General features: G+C 47.7%; 17 protein-coding genes. 11 read left to right on the plus strand and 6 right to left on the minus strand.

From position 1 onward, the window contains the following. The 3 genes from glmM to tsaE all read left to right on the plus strand — a co-directional run. Window positions 1-1,110: phosphoglucosamine mutase (gene glmM, locus EBR25_05385; protein NBW40426.1), on the plus strand; the 1,110-nt coding region annotated here is incomplete at its 5' end. Between the two features lie 23 nt (window positions 1,111-1,133). Further along, window positions 1,134-2,741 carry an NAD(P)H-hydrate dehydratase gene (locus EBR25_05390; protein ID NBW40427.1) on the plus strand — a complete coding sequence of 536 codons (1,608 nt, stop codon included), beginning with the start codon at window positions 1,134-1,136 and terminating at the stop codon, window positions 2,739-2,741. Beyond that, on the plus strand, window positions 2,738-3,163 hold the full coding sequence (gene tsaE / locus EBR25_05395) for a tRNA (adenosine(37)-N6)-threonylcarbamoyltransferase complex ATPase subunit type 1 TsaE (GenBank protein ID NBW40428.1): 426 nt from the start codon (window positions 2,738-2,740) through the stop codon (window positions 3,161-3,163). Before EBR25_05390 ends, tsaE begins: the two co-directional genes overlap by 4 nt. Before the next feature lie 25 nt (window positions 3,164-3,188). Here tsaE and EBR25_05400 read toward each other — a convergent pair whose 3' ends face one another. Further along, entirely contained in the window at window positions 3,189-3,626 is a 438-nt protein-coding gene (locus tag EBR25_05400) for a hypothetical protein (protein ID NBW40429.1), read from the minus strand. Between the two features lie 49 nt (window positions 3,627-3,675). Between EBR25_05400 and EBR25_05405 the strand changes: the two genes are divergently transcribed. Beyond that, the gene (locus EBR25_05405; protein ID NBW40430.1) at window positions 3,676-5,634 is read left to right on the plus strand and encodes a dehydrogenase; all 1,959 of its coding nucleotides are present in this window, start codon (window positions 3,676-3,678) and stop codon (window positions 5,632-5,634) included. A gap of 16 nt (window positions 5,635-5,650) precedes the next feature. On the opposite strand, the gene EBR25_05410 is transcribed toward EBR25_05405, so the two are convergent. Next, complete coding sequence (locus EBR25_05410; protein ID NBW40431.1) at window positions 5,651-5,890, minus strand: hypothetical protein; 240 nt, start codon at window positions 5,888-5,890, stop codon at window positions 5,651-5,653. A 23-nt stretch (window positions 5,891-5,913) separates the two neighbouring features. On the opposite strand from EBR25_05410, the gene EBR25_05415 reads away from it, so the two are divergent. The 5 genes from EBR25_05415 to EBR25_05435 all read left to right on the plus strand — a co-directional run bounded on the left by EBR25_05415 (window position 5,914) and on the right by EBR25_05435 (window position 12,094). Then, window positions 5,914-7,215 (plus strand): cysteine desulfurase, encoded by a 1,302-nt coding sequence (locus EBR25_05415; protein NBW40432.1) that lies wholly within the window; start codon window positions 5,914-5,916, stop codon window positions 7,213-7,215. A gap of 27 nt (window positions 7,216-7,242) precedes the next feature. Continuing rightward, window positions 7,243-8,400, plus strand: a complete 1,158-nt coding sequence (gene mnmA / locus EBR25_05420; protein ID NBW40433.1) for a tRNA 2-thiouridine(34) synthase MnmA — start codon at window positions 7,243-7,245, stop codon at window positions 8,398-8,400. Further along, window positions 8,394-9,107 (plus strand): ribonuclease III, encoded by a 714-nt coding sequence (rnc, locus tag EBR25_05425; protein NBW40434.1) that lies wholly within the window; start codon window positions 8,394-8,396, stop codon window positions 9,105-9,107. Before mnmA ends, rnc begins: the two co-directional genes overlap by 7 nt. Next, entirely contained in the window at window positions 9,104-10,468 is a 1,365-nt protein-coding gene (locus EBR25_05430) for a ribosome biogenesis GTPase Der (protein ID NBW40435.1), read from the plus strand. The genes rnc and EBR25_05430 overlap by 4 nt, the downstream gene beginning before the upstream one ends. A 69-nt stretch (window positions 10,469-10,537) precedes the next feature. Further along, window positions 10,538-12,094, plus strand: coding sequence for a glutamine-hydrolyzing GMP synthase (locus tag EBR25_05435; protein ID NBW40436.1), 1,557 nt, complete (start codon window positions 10,538-10,540; stop codon window positions 12,092-12,094). 21 nt (window positions 12,095-12,115) lie between these two features. Here the strand turns inward: EBR25_05435 and EBR25_05440 are convergent, their stop codons facing one another. From EBR25_05440 to EBR25_05450, 3 genes are all read right to left on the minus strand, one after another. After that, window positions 12,116-13,675: an HTTM domain-containing protein gene (locus EBR25_05440; protein ID NBW40437.1), complete on the minus strand. Its 1,560-nt coding sequence runs from the start codon at window positions 13,673-13,675 to the stop codon at window positions 12,116-12,118. Window positions 13,676-13,790: 115 nt separating this feature from the next. Beyond that, window positions 13,791-14,417 (minus strand): hypothetical protein, encoded by a 627-nt coding sequence (locus EBR25_05445; GenBank protein ID NBW40438.1) that lies wholly within the window; start codon window positions 14,415-14,417, stop codon window positions 13,791-13,793. A 314-nt stretch (window positions 14,418-14,731) separates the two neighbouring features. Next, entirely contained in the window at window positions 14,732-14,977 is a 246-nt protein-coding gene (locus EBR25_05450) for a hypothetical protein (GenBank protein NBW40439.1), read from the minus strand. A 307-nt stretch (window positions 14,978-15,284) separates the two neighbouring features. On the opposite strand from EBR25_05450, the gene EBR25_05455 reads away from it, so the two are divergent. Together EBR25_05455 and EBR25_05460 are read left to right on the plus strand one after the other, a co-directional pair. Further along, complete coding sequence (locus tag EBR25_05455; protein ID NBW40440.1) at window positions 15,285-15,605, plus strand: hypothetical protein; 321 nt, start codon at window positions 15,285-15,287, stop codon at window positions 15,603-15,605. Between the two features lie 40 nt (window positions 15,606-15,645). Beyond that, the gene (locus EBR25_05460) at window positions 15,646-16,317 is read left to right on the plus strand and encodes a hypothetical protein (GenBank protein ID NBW40441.1); all 672 of its coding nucleotides are present in this window, start codon (window positions 15,646-15,648) and stop codon (window positions 16,315-16,317) included. Here the strand turns inward: EBR25_05460 and EBR25_05465 are convergent. Next, window positions 16,261-17,193 carry a DUF2156 domain-containing protein gene (locus tag EBR25_05465; GenBank protein NBW40442.1) on the minus strand — a complete coding sequence of 311 codons (933 nt, stop codon included), beginning with the start codon at window positions 17,191-17,193 and terminating at the stop codon, window positions 16,261-16,263. The genes EBR25_05460 and EBR25_05465 overlap by 57 nt on opposite strands. Between the last annotated feature and the right edge of the window lie 61 nt (window positions 17,194-17,254).

Raw genomic sequence — 17,254 nt, forward strand, 5'->3', positions numbered from 1 at the left:
GTCGCCTATTTGACGAAAAGTATGCGGGCTGATGCAGGAGTGATGATTTCCGCCTCTCATAATCCTTTTGAGGATAATGGGATAAAGATTTTTGGCGCTGATGGCTTCAAGCTGCCTGATGAGACGGAACTCGAAATAGAGCGACTTATGACTGATGGTCCTTCACCAGAGTTTCGTGCCGAAGCTGGAAAAGTAGGCAAGGCAAAACGAGTTGATGATGCACTAGGACGATATACCGTTTTCCTCAAGGAGAACTTCCCGCGCGAACTTTCCATTGAAGGACTACGAGTTGGTTTTGATTGTGCGAACGGGGCCGCCTATCAACTAGCGCCACAGACCTTTCGAGAACTTGGCGCTGAAGTCATGGCACGTGGCATTAGCCCGAATGGACGCAATATTAATGCGGGATTTGGGAGTCTTTATCCAGAGATTGTTCGCGAGCTCGTGATGGAGAACAATCTTGATATTGGAATCGCGCTTGATGGAGATGCCGATCGAGCTATCTTCGTTGACGAGAAGGGCAACGTGCTTGACGGAGACGTTATTTTAGCCATCTGTGCTATCGATCTGCATACCCGCGGAGCACTAACGGGGGAGACCGTGGTGGCTACCGTGATGTCGAATCTCGGCCTTCAAGAGGCACTAAAACAAGAGGGGATAAATCTCGTTCGTGCTCAAGTTGGTGATCGCTACGTTCTGGAAGAAATGATAAAAAGCGGCTACGTGCTTGGAGGGGAACAATCAGGCCATACGATCTTTTCAGACGTTTCAACGACGGGAGACGGCACGCTTTCCGCGCTGAAGGTCGTGGAGGTCATGAGGCGTACTGGGAAGCCACTCTCAGAACTCGCTAAGGTGTTTCGTCACTTTCCTCAGAAGTTAATCAACGTCGCCGTTAGAGAAAAGCCCGACTTTGAAACACTTCCGTCGGTTACTGAAGTGCTTCATCAGGTCGAGGACGAGCTTGGTGAAAGTGGTCGTGTCCTCCTGCGCTACTCTGGCACTGAGAATAAGGCACGTGTAATGGTGGAATGCGAACAAACCGAAAAGTGTAAAGAATACGCAAGCCAGATTGCTTCAGCGATAGAACGAGAGATCGGCTCTGTCTGAATTCGGAATCGGTAGGACAAGGGATGAAAGAGGCATTAATTCCTACTGCGCAAGAGATGGCTGCGCTTGATGCTTTTTTCATGGACCAGTCTGGTATTCGCTCACTCGAACTTATGGATCGAGTCGGTAGAGAGATTGCAAGAAGGCTGGATACTTATGGAATTTTTACTCAACTTCCTCCTGAGTTTGGGCGAAGAACAGTCGTTTTGGTAGGTCCTGGGAATAATGGCGGAGATGGCCTCGTTTTAGCCCGCTGCTTACGTGAAGCTCACCGGGTCCCCGTGGCGGTGATTCTTACCCAAAGCTCGGGGCTCTCGTCTGATTGTCAGAAAATGCTCTCTGCATATCTCTCCATAGGTGGCGAATGTTACGTTCTGGACGATAACACCAACGGGAATATTCGCCGTATCGGGAGGCATAGAGATTACATAGCATCGGAACGGCCATTACGAGCGCTCTTCTCTCGAGCTGCTGTTATAGTGGATGCACTACTTGGAACAGGTCAGTCCGGAGCTCCACGGGGAAATATCAAGAATATCCTTGGCTTCGTGAAAGATTATCGAGCTCATACGCCAGAACAGAAAACCCTGTATCTTTCTATCGATGTGCCCACTGGAATATCGGGCGATAGCGGAGAAGTATTCGAAAGTGCATTCAAGGCCGATATTACGCTTACAGTCCAACATCTGAAACTTGGCATGACTCAAGGGAGTGCACCGCTGCATTGCGGAGAAATCCTTCTGATTGATGGGGGAATTAAGGTGCCGGAGTGGCGGTCTCAATTTGTTACGGTAGACAGTGATGTATGCAATGCATTGCCGCCCCGAACAGGAGCGAGTCATAAAGGGACGTTTGGACATGTCTTAATTATTGGTGGTTGTGAGGCGATGCCTGGAGCAGGAATTCTGGCGTCACAAGGCGCATTCGCTACGGGAGCCGGAAAGGTCTCACAGTTGCGATATTCCAGCACTATGGGCGTTCCGCCCGAGGTAATGCAGATTCCTGTTTCAAGCGAAGTCTTCACTCCATCTGCACTTTCGACTCTCATCTCGAGAATCGAGGCGGGCGAGTTCGAATCGGTGGTAATTGGGCCAGGGCTTGGCACGTCCGATCAAACCCGCGATGCCGTCATGTCTCTTCTTACGACTCTTCACGATAGACAAATCCCGTGTGTTCTCGATGCTGATGGCCTGAATATCATTAGTGCCACGCGAGCGGCTCAATCCAACCACCTCTTGCGTGGTATGGTTTTAACTCCTCACCTGAAGGAAGCCGCCCGACTCCTGAATGTTTCTACTGAAGCAGTACAGAGAGACCGAGTGGGTTCCGTTCAGCGTTTGCATGATGCCTTCGGAGCTACGATTCTCTTAAAAGGAGGTGGGTCACTCGTTTGGAATGGGGTAGAAGGGCGAGTAAATACCGTCAGCGCTCCGTTTCTCGCCACAGCTGGTTCAGGAGATGTGCTTTCGGGAGTGATTGGAGGGCTGTTAGCCCAGAGATTGTCGTTACTAGATGCAGCTTCCTTCGGGATGCTCCTTCATGGTTTGGCAGCCAAGGAGCTCGGAGAGCGCCCCTTCGGCTCTTCCGAACTTGCAGGAGAGATATCAAGAGTTTTGGCGAGAATGATATGAAAGCACGTGAGTATCAGCTCTCAGAGCTACCAACGGTAGTCAGGGAGTTTTGTTCGCATATACATCCAGGAATGGGTATTGGATTTTCTGGGAGCCTCGGTAGTGGTAAGACGACCTTTATCAAAGAACTGGTGTCACAGTTAGGCTCCTCTGAAGAGGTAACTTCACCGACCTATACTCTTGAGCATATATACTCTGCAGCAGCACCATACCAACGTATTCACCACTGGGACTTATATCGAGTTTCTGCAGCTCCGATGGAACTCTTTGAAACATTACACGATGTGAGTCAACCTCTAACGCTCGTTGAATGGGCTGAAAATGCACCTGAACTTCTTGACCATCTTGAGCTCGTAGTGAACTTCTCGATCACGAGCGCGACCAGCCGTCATATTCAGGCAACAACCCGACAGATGAAGTGATAGGCGATTGGTCACCTGATTCATTTTATTGGGGTAGTCTCGTGTAGTTGGACCGCATACAACTGGGCGGCTGAAGGAATTTTCTAAGAATTTCTGCCCTCTTATCACCAACTCCCCGAGTTTGCTCCCATTTCCATTCGGGTCTGGTCTCTGGGGATATAGCGCAGTATTCTTTTGCCTTAACCAGTAAGGCTTGTACCACACGAGAAGGAACACCGCGTATTTCCTCCAAGAGATCCTCAGGCGGGAGATCAACGGGCAGAGAATGTCCAAAGGCGAAGGAGGATTCCGGGTCTGTGGCGACTGTAGGTATAGTAAAATTGAGGGCGGAAGCAGGACCGAGAATCCGCGAAGCACTACCGGTGAGAATGAGCAAGAAAGTTGAGATGATGACGTAAACATGGAATGAAGATAAGGTTTCTGGATGTTCTCGGGATGTTGTGGAATGAGATGTGGACTGCATAATGAATAATCGGATGGTGGAGGCAAAAGTTTCCGGTTTGAGAAGTGGAATGTACACGGTGGGTTGGATGCAAGAGAGCTACAAGGCTCTTGTAAGGCCCCGTCTAATAGAAGAGCAGATGCTTCTGCTTTTAAAGCAAGGCAAGATCTCAAAATGGTTTTCAGGGATCGGTCAAGAAGCAATTGCTGTTGGTGCGACACTGGCTATGAAGCCAGAGGAATATATTCTCCCTCTTCATCGTAATCTCGGCGTCTTTACCACACGGGGTGTTCCTTTAGAGCGACTATTTTCTCAATTCATGGGTAAGCAACGCGGGTTTACTCAGGGCAGAGACCGCTCTTTTCACTTCAGCTCTAGAGATCATCATATCATTGGAATGATATCGCACCTCGGGCCACATTTTTGTACGGCACTCGGGATTGCCCTTGGATATAAGTTAAGAGGAGAAGAAAAAGTTGTTCTCGCCATCGGTGGCGACGGGATGACAAGCCAGGGAGATTTTCATGAAGCCTTAAATGTTGCCTCTGTTTGGGAGCTTCCAGTCCTATTTATCATTGAAAATAACGGCTATGCGCTCTCTACCCCTGTCCACGAACAATATGCTTGTGAGAGGCTCTCTCTCCGAGCGGGATCGTACGGAATGTACGGAGAAACGATAGATGGTAATCGCTTTGAAGGCGTTCTTGAGGCCGTTCAACGGATGAGAAAGCTGGTTCTCGCGCGTAAAAAACCAGTTTTACTCGAATGTCAAACCTTCCGCGTCCGTGGTCATGAAGAAGCTTCGGGAACCAAATATGTTCCAGCGCCCCTCATAGCGGCTTGGGAAGCGAAGGATCCTGTTACAAGATTTGAGAATTTCATCACCTCATCAAAGTCATTGACTCCAGATGAGCTTACCCTGATTCGTTCGGAGATTCAGGGAGAAATTGAGGAAGCGTTGGATGCTGCATTCCTAGACCAACATCCAGTACCCAGCTCGTTTAGAGAAGAGTCAGAAGTTTTTGAGCCATTCCTTCCAAACCTGCTGAACGAGCCGTGCTCAGAACTCATCGAGCTTCGGTTTGTGGACGCAATTCGAGAGGGGCTGTATCAAGCAATGGAGCTCGATCCAGAGCTCATCTTCATGGGACAAGATGTTGCTGAGTATGGTGGGGTATTTAAAACATCACTGGACTTCGTCGAGAGCTTTGGTCGACACAGAGTCAGAAACACCCCGCTATGTGAATCGGCGATAGTGGGAGCCAGTGTGGGATTAGCCGTTGAGGGAATCCCATCAGTGATCGAAATGCAGTTTTCTGACTTTGCTTCAACCGCATTTACACAAATCGTGAACAACCTGGCAAAGAAACGTTATCGGAGTGGAATCCCGATGCCTGTTGTTATTCGCATGCCATGTGGCGGCGGTGCCTCTGCTGGGCCATTCCATTCGCAAACATCAGAGTCGTGGTTTTTACACTCGCCGGGATTGAAAGTGGCTTATCCGTCAAATCCTTACGACGCAAAAGGTATGCTCCTTACGGCTATACAGGATCCGAACCCAGTCATGTTCTTTGAACACAAACTCCTCTACCGGAGAGAGAAAGACCTTGTTCCATCTGCAATGTATCAGGTTCCTTTTACTGCGAACTTCGTCTCACGTGGGACTGACTTTTCGATTATCACGTATGGTGTTGGAGTCAGATGGGCGAAAGAATTTCTCGAGCTTCATCCAGAGTTGTCTGTTACGCTGTTAGACCTTCGATGGCTTAATCCTCTTGATATAGAGGCGATAGGAAAAGCTGTGCGGGATACACATCGAGTTCTCGTATTACACGAAGCTTCACTTGTAGGAGGATTCGGAGGAGAATTAGCAGCTCTCATTGGAGAGAGGTTTTTTCAGCACTTAGATGCCCCTGTTATTCGCTGCGGCAGTCTCTCTACGCCTGTGCCTTTTGAACAAGGATTAGAATCCAATTACATGGCAAAAAGTCGACTAGAGGAGTGTGTCAGAAATCTGCTGGAATACTAGCAGTGAGAACAGTTTCCTACGCTACCGTAAGCAGCTTTTTTTTCTTGCCCAGGCCATCTTCACTCGTTTCCGTGGCAGCGCCCTCCTTTTCTGGATCGAGAGCCTCCGTTTCAAATGTCGGATCTACTTTCTTCTGCTTACTTGCACCTCGCCCCTTCGACAGCGCTCGTCCTTCCTGCACCTTATCCGTATTAAGCTGAAGAGAGGATGCCGCCTGACCGGAGCTCGTCGCCGTTGCAGAAGGATTAGTAACCACCTTTGCTGCCGCCGTAGCGGTATTTGTCAAAAGAGCTGAACGCATTTATAACTACCTACTTACAATATCGTGTAATTTTCGGGATTGATGAGATTTTGAAGCTAAAAAGTCAGAAACGCCTGTATTTGGATGCGAATGCAACGTATGGCCTTCTCCCTGAGGTCACAGATTCTCTTACGCAATTCTTGGAGAATTTTCGCTCTAAACCGTTCCTTAACCCCAGCTCCATTCATCTCGAAGGTCAGTCTCCTCGAGCAATCGTCGATGAGGCTCGCAGTCAGCTGTACGTCCAATGCGGGTTACAGGAGAATACTCATCGAATCTTTTTTACCAGTGGTGCTACAGAAGGAAATAACCATGCACTTGCGTATCCATTTCGGGATCTCGATACTCCTGACCGACACCCTCGAAAAGTAGTAACTACATCAGTGGAACACTCCTCAGTCGAAGAACCTATGCGTCAGCTAGAGCAAAGGGGTGTTGAGATTATTCGCATTCATCCCGAGGAGGAAGACACGCTATCTGTTGATGATGTCTTGGCAGCTGTAGACGAGGATACTCGACTGTTATCCTTAATCTGGGCGAACAACGAGACTGGCATTATTCATCCCGTTCCGGAGATATTTCGGCGTGTGCGAGAGCGATATCCGAACTGCTTGCTTCACACAGATGCTGTTCAAATGTTCTCTAAATGTAAGGTCAATCTCAAAAGCTTTCCTTTTGACTTTTTGACGATAGCTCCCCATAAGTTTGGTGCATTACCTGGCATCGGTGTAAGCATAGTAAATGCCCAACGAGAGCTTGGTGCGCTTTTAGTTGGTGGTGCGCAGGAGCTCAAGTGGCGCCCTGGTACTGAAAATCTTCTCGGGATCGTCAGTACGTCTTCAGCTTTGAAAGTCCTTCCAAAAATCCTGCAGAGCTATGAAAACTCTATCCGGTATATACGTGACGAATTTGAACAGTCCATCACTGAGCGCTATTCCTCCATCTCTATTGTAGGTGGAGATTGTGAGGAACGGCTTCCAAACACCTCCATGCTCTATATTCCAGGGGTCTCTACTGAAGATCTCGTCGTAGCATTGGATCTTGAGGGCCTCGCCTGCTCGCGAGGCTCTGCGTGCTCTTCTGGTAAGCAGCTTGGTTCGCACGTATTAGGTGGAATGAGTTACCCGAAATCCGCAGCGACTGAGGTTCTTCGCTTCAGCTTTAGGGCAGATTTCCCAAAAGAGGAGTTAAAAACTGTTTTAGAGCGACTTTTTCTCTGTTTAGACCGCTCAGGAGTCGCGACTACCGTCGAAGAATCTGCTACTCTTTCCCCCCAGTAATAGCTATTCAAACCACTACTCGTACATATGGAAAATACCGTGCTTGAAGGAAAAGTCGTCGTTGCTATGTCGGGAGGTGTCGATTCCTCGGTTGCTGCGCTTATTCTCGCTGAACAGGGCCTGGATATTGTTGGGGTTTCGATGCAGGTCTGGGACTACCGAAACCATGGAGGCTGCAGTTCGAAAGCCACGTGCTGTGCTCCAAGTGACTTTGCTGACGCTCGTTCAGTAGCGGACAAACTTGGTATCCCGTATTATGTCTTTGATTTCGAAGAGAAGTTTCACGAGAAGGTTATCTCCAAGTTCTTGAGCACCTATCAGCGCGGTGAAACTCCAAATCCATGCGTCGACTGTAATAATGAGGTCAAGTTCCGCGAACTCCGTGGAAGAGCGTTATCACTTGGATGCACCTCTGTAGCAACGGGGCACTACGTTTCCGTAAAGCATGATAGCGACGGATACCATGTTTATCGTGGATCTGATGATCGTAAAGATCAGAGTTATTTTCTCTATGGTCTTTTGCAGGAAGAGCTTGCTCAAACTCTCTTTCCCCTTGGAGAGCTCACGAAGTCCGAAGTTCGTCAGATAGCGAGAGATGCAGGAATTAAGACAGCAGACAAGCCAGAAAGCCAGGATATCTGCTTTGTTTCGGGACCACTCGGAGACTTTGTTGGAAAAAGGCTTGGAAGTGATAAGAAACCTGGTGTTTTTGTAAACAGGTCAGGCGCCGTAATAGGAAAACATGACGGCATTCATCAATTTACCATAGGACAAAGGAAGGGACTCGGTATTTCTGGTCATGAAGCTCCACTGTATGTTGTAGATATCGACCACGAGAGTGGGGAAGTTCTCATCGGACCGCGAGAAGAGCTAGAGGTACCTGGATTCTCTGTCGGTGCCCTGAACTGGATACATCCAACCTACGCAGCACACGGCGGTCCGGTAAATGAGATTGATGTAATTGCACAAGTTCGGCACAAACATAAAGGTGTACGCGCACGATTACGAATGGATGGCGATGTAGCAAAAGTCACATTCATAGATGAGTGGACATCTCCAGCGCCGGGGCAAGCTGGAGTTTTTTACGACTTACAGAATAAAGAGCTCCTGGGTGGAGGGCGAATCCTACCCGGCTGTACGAATAGAGCTTCCCTGAATATTCTACCTGAGGAGGCTCGATGGTAAAAAGGGAGCAACTGGACGAAGCGCTGAGAGAGGCTCTGCAAGAAAGGATCGGCTATGTTTTTGAGTCGAGCTCTCTTTTAACGTACGCCCTCACACATTGTTCAGCCACTTCGGGGGATAAGCCGGACTACGAAAGGCTCGAGTTCTTAGGAGACGCGGTTCTTGATCTCGCTGTAGCGGATCTTCTTCTTCTCGCCCATCCCGCCTTACGAGAGGGAGATCTTTCGAAGATGCGAGCTGCCTTGGTGAATACGGCCTCACTGGCAGAGATCGCCAGAGAGCTGAAACTTGGAGATTGTATTATTCTCAGTAGAGCCGAGAGGGCTCAAAAGGGGCATGAACGTGATTCAATTCTCGCTGATGTGCTGGAAGCGCTGATCGGGGCCTTGTATAGAGAAGCAAATTTTGAAAAAGCAAAGCATGTTATCTCTGCCCTTTTTGGTGAACGCATACTCACGGTTGACCCCCGAGATCCCAAAACTGAGCTGCAAGAAATACTACATCAGCTAGGAAAAGACGCGCCAGAATATCTACTCGAATACACCGAAGGACCCGAACACGCTCCTCTGTTCATTTCGGTTGTTCAAAGCGAAGGTAAAATTCTCGGTCGGGGAGAAGGGAAAACAAAAAAGTCATCGCAACAGGAAGCTGCTCGAGAGGCCTTAGGAAAACTCGAAGATGGCTCACAGGAACCAAACGAACTATGAAGAAAGCACCCAAGATAGCGCTTATTGGACGAACCAATGTTGGAAAGTCAACATTATTTAATGCCCTCTGTAAAAAGAATCGAAGCATTACCGAAGATATTGCTGGCGTTACACGAGATCGCTCTTATGCGCTCGTCAATATTAAAGAGCACATGGCAACTTTGATCGATACCGGCGGGATTCTGGGTGAAACCGAAGATCCGCTTGCCGCTGCGGTACATGAGCAAAGCGCTCTCGCTATTGATGAGGCAAGTATCATTATTGCGGTTCTTGACGGAATGCACGGAGTCCACCCAGATGATGCGGGGCTAGTGCAACTCATGAGAAGGACAGAAAAGCCGGTAATCTGGGTGATAAACAAGTGTGAGAAACCTTCATCACGCGAGGAAGCAGTCGAGTTTCATCAATTAGGAATAGAAACTTACATCTGTCTGAGCGCTGCCCATCGTCAAAATCTTCATGAGTTAACAGGAGCACTGGTGGAAGCGCTCGAAGTGCTAGCAGCTGGCGATACGGTATCACAGGATGAGACGGAACCCTCGGCTATTAGAATTGCTATTGTTGGAAAGCCGAATGTTGGGAAATCTAGCCTCGTCAATAGGCTCATTGGTTCAGAACGCGTAATCGCCTCTGAGATACCGGGAACAACCCGCGATAGTATTGATGTTGAGCTCACGCGCGATCAACAGAGCTATGTTTTTGTTGATACAGCGGGACTCAGGAGAAAGAGTCATATACCAGAGGAATCTCTGGAGAGATATGCGAATGTGAGAGCTTTGAAGGCTATCGCGCGTTGTGATGTAGCGCTGCTACTGCTGGATGCCACGCAAAAGCCCCTGGTAAGTGATCAAGAGCGAAGGATAGCAGACCTTCTTCACCGTCGAGGAATTCCGTTCCTTGTTGTTGTGAACAAATGGGATGCGATTGAAAAGGATAACAAGAGCGTAAAGCAGTATACGGAAGAAGTGTATGAACGGTTAAATTTCTGTCGATATGCACCGATAGTATTTCTATCGGCGAAAACTGGTCGTCGCTGCCCGAAAATCTTTGAGGCGGTGAAAGAGGTACATGAGTCTGCTGCTAAGCGTGTGAAAACCTCTGAGCTCAATCGCGTGTTGGGGCAGGCATTCGTAAAAAATCCCCCTCCTGTGCATCGAGGACATCCCATTAAGCTCTATTTTGCGACTCAAGTTACCACAACTCCACCCACTATCTTGATTTTTGTAAACTATCCACAGAGTATTGGTCGGAGTTACGAACGATATCTCAAGAGAAAACTTCAGGAGCATTTCGCTTTTTCGGGAACGGATGTAAAGATTCAAGTACGAAAAAGAAGAAATCCATTGAATGAGATGTCTTGAGGTCAACTATCAGGGTATAAGACGAGTGTTCTCGGGACGAGGGCGTTTGATCTGATGAGGGAGAAGTCGATGGCAAACTATGATAGAGTTCTGATACTAGATTTTGGCTCTCAGTATACACAACTTATTGCGCGGAGGGTCAGGGAACTCGGGGTGCATAGCGAGATTCATCCCTGCACCACCTCAGCAAGTGATTCACAGTTTGATGACGTAAAGGCGATTATACTATCAGGGGGACCGAATAGTGTCTTGGACGAGAATCGCCCAGATTTTGACGAAAATTGGCTGAAGCGTGAGGTTCCAATTCTTGGAATCTGCTATGGAATGCAACTGCTGGCGCAGCACTATGGAGGAAAGGTGGCACGTTCTACCAGACGTGAATACGGGCGGGCTGATTTTCGCCTCGTAGAGCCATCACTGCTTTGTAAGGGGTTACCAGAACAGGAATCTTCTCAGGTATGGATGAGTCACGGTGACCACGTAGAGGCGCTGCCAAAAGACTTTGCTACCATTGGAGCGAGTGACACCCTACCAATAGCAGCCATGGCGCATAATACAAGACCGATGTATGCCCTCCAATTTCATCCTGAAGTTGCTCATAGTGAACATGGGATAAAGCTCATTGAAAACTTTCTTTTCGAAATAGCAAAGCTGAACCGAGACTGGGACGCATCGCATTTTATCCATCAAGCAGTCGAGACTATCTCTCATACTGTGTCAGAAAGTGAGCAGGTGGTGTGTGGCCTGAGTGGTGGCGTTGATTCCACAGTCGCGGCAGTACTCGTACACCGAGCTATTGGTTCACGTCTTCATTGCCTTTTTGTTGACAACGGGCTCCTTCGAAAGGGAGAAGCAGAGGAGGTAGAGCGCGTTTTAGGAGCGCAGGGATTAGGCCTCCCACTGCATCGAATAGACGCGAAGAGTGAATTCTTAACGGCGCTTGAAGGCGTTAGTGATCCAGAAGAAAAAAGGAAGATCATCGGACGGGTTTTTATCGAGGTGTTTGAGCGTGAAGCCAAGCGCTTTGAAAATGTAAAATATCTCGTTCAAGGCACCCTCTATCCGGACGTAATCGAGAGCGTTTCGCCAAATGGTGGACCTTCAGTAACGATAAAGAGTCACCATAATGTTGGCGGTTTACCAGAAAAGATGAATTTAAAACTCATTGAACCACTACGTGACCTTTTTAAGGACGAAGTTCGAAAGTTTGGGGAACAGCTGAATATTCCATCTGATCTTTTATGGAGACATCCATTCCCAGGACCAGGGCTTGCAGTCAGAGTGCTTGGACCGGTATCCGAGGACCGGCTTGCAATTCTCCGAGAAGCAGATGCGATTTTTATCGATGAACTGCATTCAACTGGTTTATACAATGAAATCTGGCAGGCATTTACCGTCCTTCTACCAATTCACAGTGTTGGAGTGATGGGAGACGAACGCACCTATGAGAATGTGCTTGCTCTGCGTGCCGTAACATCACAAGACGGAATGACGGCAGACTGGTACTACCTGCCGCAAGATGTCCTTAAGCGCCTGAGCAATCGGATTATCAATGAAGTAAAAGGGGTGAATCGGGTCGTAATGGACGTCTCAAGCAAGCCGCCTGCCACGATTGAGTGGGAGTAGCAATCCGCTGAGCAGAATCAGTCATTCACTGTTCAGAGGTGCTTTCGCTTCTTCAAAACAGTAGTGATTCCAAAGAATCACTTCCTCGGGTTCAGCTTCACTTCCATCAGGCTGAGTCTGCTCCCACATGAATACCATCTTAAATGTCATGAGCTGTTTGTCTGTGGCATGTCTACTATTCCAAGACCTGCACAAATACCTTCCATAATAGAGCCTGTGTCGTTCATTCTCTTTCTGCCACAGGTTCATCATATACTTTCGCCAACGCTGACTGGGATACGTTCTTGATACATAGAGCGGTTTTTTATAGGGGATAGGAGATTCCGGATTCATTACGTTAACAGAGGAATTGTCTCTCAATTTCCCTTCGATAATATACCAGCCATCATCAATGAGAGGAAAAGGCGAAAACATATCCCACATCTGATCAATTCGTAATAGTTCTCCATACCAGTTCACGGAGTGCGGAAAGTATGTCCAGTTACTCTTCGGAAGTAATCCACGGATATTCCAAAGACTTATATAGAGAATCGTTATAAGGATAAAAAGATTTCTCGCGATATTGAGACCGCTGACACGAGGCCGTTCGATACCTGCCTCTTGGGGGCAACATCGGCTCCAAAAAGAAAGCCGCGCTTTCAGGACAGAAGTGAGATACTTCATTGAAGGCATCTCCCAGAACAGTGCTGGAAGGAAGGCTAACCAGGCTATAGCACAGATCCATGGAAAGAGCCCCAATTCCATTGTGGTATGCAATCCCAGTACGTGAAATCCAATTAAGAGAAGAGCTCCTACCAATCTCGACTGTGGGATAAAAAACGGATTGATGAGACAAATAACTGCGACCCACTCTATGAAAAGAGCAAGTATCGTCATAATACGAATAAGCTCTGGATAGTCGAGGAGAAAGTAGCCAAAGGGCTTGGTAAACTGATCGATGAGGAGCGCTTGCTCAACGGCAGTGTACGAATTGTACCAGGTAGGATGCAGCTTCAAGAGCACGGAGAAAAGATACATACTTGCAACTTGAATAAGAAGCGCAAAGGAAGCGAGGCGAGGTGCAGAAGAGGCTTCCTTTCTCTCTGACTTCGCTCTATCAATCGAGCAATATGCCCCCAAAGGAAGGAACATCGCCCAGAATAAAAGCACACGGAGCAGAACATCTCCTCCCTGGAGTACCATTGGATTTCGCGTATGAAGTGATACCAGTAGCAACCAACTGACGACCGTTGATGTGCGAGTATAGAAACCGAAGAGTAATGAGAGGGCAAAGGCAAACGCCAACGTAAAAAGGAGCCCTTGAAAGAAAACACTGCCGTTAATGAGATGCAGTGAAAATAACCAGTCAGAGTACGTAAACTCTGATAGGAGAGCGCCCCGAGGAAGCACTCCAAAATCGGTATAGTGTGCGCTCAGATAAGAGCCTCGATTTACAAGGTCGAGAAGTAGAACCAAACCAAGCGACATACGAAACAGCGCTAGCGACCGAAGGTCTAACGAGCAATATGCAGAGAGCCATTTCATAGAAATACGCCGCAAGAAAATGAGCAGATGATAGCCACAGGTTACAAAACCTAGCATATTGCCCTCAGTAGGCAGACATCAAGAGAGATAATTCATGGCAAATCAGAGTCAGGAATGCCCAATGAAAGGAAGTAAAGTGCACCGAAGCATTTCTCGGTAAATGCAGTACCTCTCAATAGAACGATATCTGTGCTTCAACACGCCGGCTACCAAAGTCATGAAGAAAGCTGAGTAAGATACAGCTGGTACCAATCATTTCGATACACTCTTCTAATGATTTTGCGAAGTGGCGAACCGTATAGTCACTCACTTTCAGATACGCCTGTATGAAGTCATGACCACCACTCATTCCCTCGATAAAATCGAGCGCGATAGCGATAGCAAAAAATGAAAGACCTGCTAAGAGTAAAAATTTGGCTCGATCTGATCTGAGGTCTCGAAACAAGAACCAAAACATGAAGACCCCAAATAACGCAAAGAAGGGCCCAACAATCAGTTGCCACGGATAGCTCGGGAAAGCATCAAGAATATGAGTGAAAAATCCCTCGTATCCAGAACGCCTTAAATCTTTAGCGAATACTTTATAAACAGAACCGAGTCGTTCGTGAATTTCAGCGGCATCATCAGCAGAGATAAAGAGGAAGAAAAGAGCGATGAGGATCCATCCAAAAACAGAAAGCCGTCCCTCTTTACGAACAGCACGTACCCAGGCGGTAAATCCAGCGACACAAGAAATCAGGAATGCGAGAATAACCGAGAACCAGCTTGGCACGCTGTCTTCTCTTGCAATATTAAACATGCGACGAAATTGGCCAAACCCGGTGACATCTCTATAATTTATGACGTAGTCCAAGAAAACGAAGCTAATCGACAAGAATACCAACGCAAACAGCGCTTTGCTCACAAGCGAGTCACAATCAATGCGTAGCTGATGCAAAATAACCTCCCGAAATTGAACTATGGCGAGTATAGGAAATTGAAGGGCAGAGCGGTAGCTATGATTGGGCCTGCGTGCTTACCGCTACAAGAAAAAAAGGTGGCGGCAACTCCGATACTTCGGAATAGGCATGCAGGGAGCGCTCCTCATATCGGAGTCCGCACCTTTATTGTTCTCTATACCACGACATCAAGCGTACCGATTCCTCGCTTTCGTACGCTCGATTCCTGATCTAGATTTTCTCCATTTTCGGCATTTTCCGCCTCTTCTTCTTGGCTCAAGTCAAAGTGTCCTCGCTGTTTGCGACTTGAATACCTTTCTCTGTGAACGGCCTGTGAGAGTCGAGTTACCCGCTTCATTTTTTTTGAGCGTTGGGAACTCGTAACCCACGAGACCTGGTCTCGTAGTGTTTCTATCTTCATTTTGCCCTCCTTGGCATTACAAAAGAGCTCGCTTCCATTGTGAGCCTCATAGAAGAACGTGTTTCTTCTTCTACAATTTGCTTATCGAACCGCTAGGAAAATACCTTAAGTACATTGTGGAAAACGAATGTAGGTAGCCGTATTTACTGATAGAATATCTGTTCCGCTGTTTTCTCAAAAAAAACACCCCTCTTATTTATTTCACAGCATCGTAATTAAGCCATCGGTCATTTCAGTCGATACTACATGTTGAGACGAAGGGTTACCCACGCAACTCGCACAGTGAAGGTTTTAGGAGCAGACAGAGATGAAAAGAGACGAGAAAAACACTGCAATTTATGTGGCGAACGAGGAGTATGTTCCCTGGGATCCCGCTGAACCGGAGAGAAACCTGTTGAGAGCTATTCTCATGTCTGCGCTGAATGATATACAGAAACAGGGGACTCTGCATGATGATGCAAAAAATTTCTTCATGAATGATGAAGAGGACTATGTGTTTTCCTTCCGGGCCATCTGTGATCACTTAGAGATCGATCCAAAACAGATTCTCATCCTCGCTGGACTCGCTGAATCGATGCGGGATACATCGCTGTCTCTGGATCGTTCCTTTCCTCTTAAGTTCGTATAGAGTCCAAAGAAACTCGAAAAATAGCCTGCTCTTGAACTAGATGATTTCATCTAATTCATTTACAGTATATTTCATGGAGATTTACACCGAGCTAGAGCGGGGTTCCTCCGCGGAAGCGCCTCTATTTTTTTTCGTGCATGGGAAGGCTGGGCATAAGGATATTATGCGCATTTTCTCAAGAGGAGTTCCCGAGGGTTCGCATAAAATCTTTGTTCAAGCACCGTATCCAGACCCGAGGGGAGGCTTCAGCTGGTGGGATACAGATCTCGCTTCGTTCCCAGCAACCCAGTTCACTCAGGCCGCAACCGCTCTTGCCAATGCCATCACCTCTGTACCATTGCAGTATGGAATTGCGCCAAAAACGGTAGCTGCGCTCGGATTTTCTCAGGGGTCGGGCATTCTCTCTCATTTACTTCTCTCCAAGAAAATCACCCTGAATGCACTGATCGTTCTGGCTGGCTTTATTAAATGGCCAGATCCTGTCCCAACTCAGCTGAATGATCAGAAAATATTCTGGGCACACGGTGAACATGATGACGTTATTTCCATTGCTCGTGCTCAATCGGATATTGCTCAACTACAAAACCTCGGCGCACAGGTAGATTTTATCTTCGATCCAGTGGGTCATAAGATCGGCACTTCAGGAATGCGTGCACTAAAGTCTTTTTGTTCTTCCCTTGACGATGAGTCTTACGACGCCAGTAGCAGCTAACGTTTCAACAAAGATCGCATACCCTCGTTCCTTCGGAATCAGCCAGTAAATTGGCTCCCATCGAGGTGAAAATTTATCCTTAAAGTTAAAAAGCCCTCCAGCAGAGTAACCTGGTTGTAAAATCCACTTCCCACATTGATTGATTAATCGAAGGAAACGTCCTGAGATGCTCGGGTTTGAGCCGTCATATTCCTTGGGCAGCACGCACGGCACTTCACCGAGACTCAAGGTTTGAAACCCACTCTCTTGCGCAAAGTGAATGGCCCTCAACAAGAGCGCCTCCATGGCTCCGGTCGAAGCCCTGTCAGAGCGTTGGAGCTGCTCAAGGTGCATATGATATTGACCTCTACGAGTCAGAGAAATCCAAGCTGATAATGCGCTATCCTTCGATTCAGTAAAGGAGAAGAAATATTGCGATTTTGTGGGAAAACGACGAAATAGCCCCCGTAAGGGGGCCTCACGCTGAAGATCCTTCATGGGGGGCAATGCAGACGGATAGGCCTCGCCTTGACCGCCTCCAATTGTTCCTTTTCTTAGCCCCCGCTGGGCTATTTGCCGTACGGAGTCGGATGGCGCATAAGAGGATACATCCAAAATTGCCTCACTCCCAAACGGGATAGCCACATAGCTCGAGAGGAGAATAAGCTCTCGAAGCGACTCTGGAATTCCTCTCACAATTGTGGGTATTCTATGCAGCTCTGGAACCAGCTGATTCGCAAGCTCTTCTCGGGATTGGAATGCGTGCATTCCAAAGGGGATAAATCTCGAGGTACTATCGATCTTGATGCTTTTGAGCTGAAGTGAAGTAGACTGAGCGGATCTCGAATACGTCGGGATATAGGACCAGCTTAAAGGGGTAAAACAGGAGAGCGTCATAATAGAAGTGTGAAAGATTCGCGTTAGGGCGTCTTCATCATAAAAATACTAGGGTTGGAAT

It is taken from the genome of bacterium (assembly GCA_009926305.1).
Classification (GTDB): domain Bacteria; phylum Bdellovibrionota_C; class UBA2361; order UBA2361; family RFPC01; genus RFPC01.